This window comes from Rubrivirga sp. (genome assembly GCF_049648075.1).
Classification (GTDB): Bacteria; Bacteroidota; Rhodothermia; order Rhodothermales; family Rubricoccaceae; genus Rubrivirga.
In genome coordinates this window covers 1-2,941 of record NZ_JBARYR010000761.1, presented here as the reverse complement: position 1 = coordinate 2,941, position 2,941 = coordinate 1, and the positions used below count along the sequence as shown (strand labels likewise).

Below are 2,941 nucleotides of genomic sequence, written 5' to 3'. Positions count from 1 at the left end.
TGGCGCCGCGCGACATGGTCTCGCAGTGCATCTACAAGGAGATCCGCGAGGGCCGCGGCGTCAACGGCAAGGACCACGTCGTCCTCGACATGACCGGCGTCGGCTCGGAGGTCTTGGAGCACAAGCTGCCCGAGATCTCGACGTTCAGCCGCGTCTACCTCGGCATCGACCCGGTCAAGCAGCCGATCCCGGTCGCCCCGACGTGCCACTACGCGATGGGCGGCATCCCGACGAACATCGACGGGCAAGTCGTCCGCAGCGGCGACCGCGCCGACACCGTCGAGGGCTTCTTCGCGTGTGGCGAGGCCGCGTGCGTGTCGGTCCACGGCGCCAACCGCCTGGGCACCAACTCGCTCCTGGACTTGGTCGTCTTCGGGCGCCGGACGGGGATCGAGATGGCCAAGCAGATCCAGGCCGGCGCACGGCACAACTCGATGTCGGAGAAGCCGGAGCGGGCCACGCGCGAGATGTTGGACGGCATCCTGTCGAGGACGCAGGGCGAGAAGGCGGTCGTGATCCGCACGGACCTGCAGGAGACCATGATGCGCAACGTCTCGGTCTACCGCACCGACGACACCTTGACGGAGGCCATGGACGATTTGCAGACGCTCCGCCAGCGTGCCGCGAGCGTCACGTGCGACGACAAGGGCAAGCGGTTCAACACCGACCTGATGGACGCCCTCGAGGTCGGCTTCATGGTTGATTACGCCGAGTCGATCACGGAGTCGGCTCGGAACCGGACCGAGAGCCGCGGGGCGCACCTCCGCGAGGACTACTCGTCGCGTGAGGACGGCGAGTGGCTCAAGCACACGCTGTTCTGGAGCGACCAGAAGGGCGGCACGGAGATCGGCTACAAGGACGTCGTGATCACCCAGTTCCAGCCAAAGGAGCGCAAGTACTAGAGGGGCTAGGGATTGGGGATTAGGGGTTGGGGTTCGTCCCTGATTCTGCCCCAACCCCCAACACCCAATCCCCAACACCCATGGCAACAGACACCCTCCCAGAGCCCACCAAGGTGGTCGAGCCCGTCGCGGACCGCGCGGCCGACGCCGAGAAGAAGCCGCGGCGCCGGCCCGGCGGCGAGCAGCCGACGATGACGCTGACCGTCAAGGTCAAGCGGTTCAACCCGGACACCGACGAGCGCCCCCGGTGGGACGAGTTCCAGGTCCCGGCCGAGAACATGGACCGCGCCCTCGACCTGCTCCACTACGTCAAGTGGCACCTCGATGGGACGCTGACCTTCCGCAAGAGCTGCGCGCACGGCATCTGCGGGTCCGACGCGATGAAGATCAACGGCGAGAACCAACTCGCCTGCTCGATCCTGGTCCAAGACCTGGGCTTGAAGGACGGCGACACCGTCACGTTCGAGCCGCTCCCTGCGGCGCCGATCATCAAAGACCTGGTCATCGACCAGTCGCGCTTTTTCGACAAGTACCGGGCGGTCATGCCCTGGCTCATCAACGACGACTCGACCCCGGTCAAGGAACGCGTCCAGAGCCCGGAGCAGCACGCCGTCATCGAGGACGCGACCAAGTGCATCATGTGCGGCGCGTGCACGCACTCGTGCCCGAGCACCTGGGCCGACCCGGACTATCTGGGGCCCGCGGCCATGCTCAAGGCCTACCGCTACGTGTTCGACAGCCGCGACACGGAGGCCGAAGAACGCCTCAAGGTCGTGGACTCGAAGGACGGGCTGTGGAAGTGCTACACCATCTTCAACTGCGTCCAGGCGTGCCCCAAGGGCATCGACATCACACGGTGGCTCTCGGCGCTCAAGCGCAAGGCCGTGACGACGCGCTACTAGCGTCCTCGAGGACGAGACTCCGTCTTCGACATCAGAACTCGCGCCCCGCTGGGACTCCCGGCGGGGCGCTTTTCGTTGGGGCGTTTGGAACTGCCCCCACCCTCGAAGGCGCGGAGGGTTGATTGGGACGCATGAATCGATCTACAGGACGCTTGCTCTTGGTCCTCCTCGCTGCGCTGGTGGTCGGCCCGGCGTCCGCCCAGAAGACGGTCTCGGCTCCGCAGGCGTCCTCGAGGGCGACCGACTGCGCCGTCGGCACGGCCGAGGCCGACTTCACCATCGGCGGCGTCCGCGCGCGGCTCTACAACATCGGCGGGCTCTTCTGGCGCGGAACCGGCGCCCGCTACGAGGTCCCCGCCCGCTCGGGCAAGAACGCCGTGTTCGCGGCCGGGCTCTGGATCGGCGGGTTGGTCGACGACTCGCTCCGGTTCGCCGGCTCGACCTACGGACCGTGGGAGTTCTGGCCCGGTCCGCTCGACGCCGACGGCGAGACGACGGCCGAGACGTGCGCCGCGTTCGACCGGATCTGGACCGTGACCACCTCCGACCTCAACGCCTACGCCGAGACGGGCGTTGCGACCGCCGATCTCGAGGACTGGCCCGTCGCCTTCGGAGCGCCGTTCTACCGTGACCTCGACCGCAACAACCGCCAAACCGCGGGCGAACCGACGATCTCGCTCGACCTCGAGGACGCCGGCTACGGCACGCGAGCGCTCGACCTCGAGGGCGGCAAGCGGCCGGTGGTGTTCGGCCGGCAGACGATGTGGTGGGTCATGAACGACGCCGGCGGCGAGCACGAGTGGTCCGAGACCGATCCACTCGGCGTCGAGGTCCGGGTGACGGCGTGGACGCTGGGCGACCTCGAGGCCGAAGACCTGCTGACGTCGACGTTCTACCGCTACGAGATCGTCAACCGGAGCGCCGACGTCCTCGAGGACGTGTACGCAGGGATGTTCATCGACGGCGACTTGGGCGAGTTCAACGACGACTACGTCGGCTCGGACTCGACACGGTCGATGGTCTTCTTCTACAACGGGGACGACGTCGACGACGGGCGCGACGGGTACGGCGACCGCCCGCCAGCGCTCGGCATCGACATCCTGAGCGGAGCCGCTGTAGGGAGGCGGGCACCCAAAG

General features: G+C 67.4%; 2 protein-coding genes and 1 pseudogene. All 3 read left to right on the top strand.

Annotated elements, in window-relative coordinates:
* A partial coding sequence (locus tag WBA11_RS20135) for an FAD-binding protein (protein ID WP_424522416.1) occupies positions 1-902 on the top strand: 902 nt, incomplete at its 5' end.
* A 191-nt stretch (positions 903-1,093) separates the two neighbouring features.
* Positions 1,094-1,804: a succinate dehydrogenase iron-sulfur subunit gene (locus WBA11_RS20130; RefSeq protein WP_424522417.1), complete on the top strand. Its 711-nt coding sequence runs from the start codon at positions 1,094-1,096 to the stop codon at positions 1,802-1,804.
* Between the two features lie 131 nt (positions 1,805-1,935).
* Positions 1,936-2,941, top strand: a pseudogene (locus tag WBA11_RS20125) (hypothetical protein); the annotation flags it as partial.